The following is a 1,186-nucleotide window of genomic DNA, read 5'->3' as shown; positions in this document are numbered from 1 at the left end:
TTATATATTCCCGCAATTGAAAGAGTCCGCTCAACGCTACAACAGTCAGGATTACTATATATTGGCGACTGTAAAATGGCATCAATGGCGACGAGAACTGAGATTGTATCCGGTGGAGATTTTTATCTTTGCCCTTTAAATGCCAAACAAGTAACTCGGGAAAAATTAATTGAATATCTTCAACCAGTTTGGAATGACAAGCAAGACCTGACAGCTATAGACTACGACTATGCTGATGGAAAAAATCGAGATATTGCTGAGGGTTTTGAACGAAAAGTTCATCAAAAAATTCAAGTTAACGACGCTCAAGATATATCTTGGGATGAGCGACAATTAGTAGTCCGGTCATTTGCCATTGTACAAGCGGAAGAAAAAAAATTAAACCAGCGCCTACAAAAAACCTCTGATGCTCTAGAACAACTGAAAATTCCCCGTCGTGGTAAGAAAAAATTCACTTCACTTGAGGAATGGGAATCGGCTGTAGCCAAGATTATCAAACGGTACCGTCCCACTGGAATGTTTCAAATCGCTCTTCAAATCAAACGAGTCCAAAAAGTGAAAAGACGATATCTAGAACGAGCATCTCAAACAGTAGAAGAACTATCCATAAACCTGGATTTTAAAATTGATAAAGAGGCGGTAGACCAGGAAAAAAAACTCTTAGGTTGGCGAGTTTATGTGACCAATCAGAATCCGGAACAATTTTCTTTGAAGCAAGCTGTTCGCGCCTACAGAGACGAGTATTTAACTGAACGAGGATTTGCCAGACTTAAGGGATTCCCACTTTCTTTGACACCAATTTATTTGCAGCGTGAAGACCATGTTACAGGTTTAATTCGACTACTTTCAATTGGTTTGCGCGTCTTGACCCTTCTGGAGTTTCAGGTGCGTCGCCATCTCGGGAAAAATCAGGAAAAGCTAACTGGACTTTATGGTGGGTTACCCAAACGAAAAACTGCCCGTCCTACTGCTGAAAGAATTCTGGCTGCGTTCAAGGAAATTACCTTGGTAGTAATTGAGGTAAAAAATGAAGTTTATACCCATTTGACTGCTCTTTCTCCTTTACAGCAGCGTCTTCTTGTTCTACTTGGGTTTTCAACTACTATTTATACTCAACTTGATGGTCAATCTTTTACTCCTGAGTAGCCTTTCTTATAACTCCCGAAAAAATGGGCGAACCGGGAGT

General features: G+C 40.4%; 1 pseudogene. It reads left to right on the top strand.

From position 1 onward, the window contains the following. Nucleotides 1-1,146: pseudogene (locus tag F6K46_RS39885) on the top strand (transposase); the annotation flags it as partial. Between the last annotated feature and the right edge of the window lie 40 nt (nucleotides 1,147-1,186).

Source organism: Moorena sp. SIO3E8, from assembly GCF_010692445.1.
Classification (GTDB): Bacteria; Cyanobacteriota; Cyanobacteriia; order Cyanobacteriales; family Coleofasciculaceae; genus Moorena; species Moorena bouillonii.
This window is presented reverse-complemented; position numbering and strand designations above follow the sequence as displayed.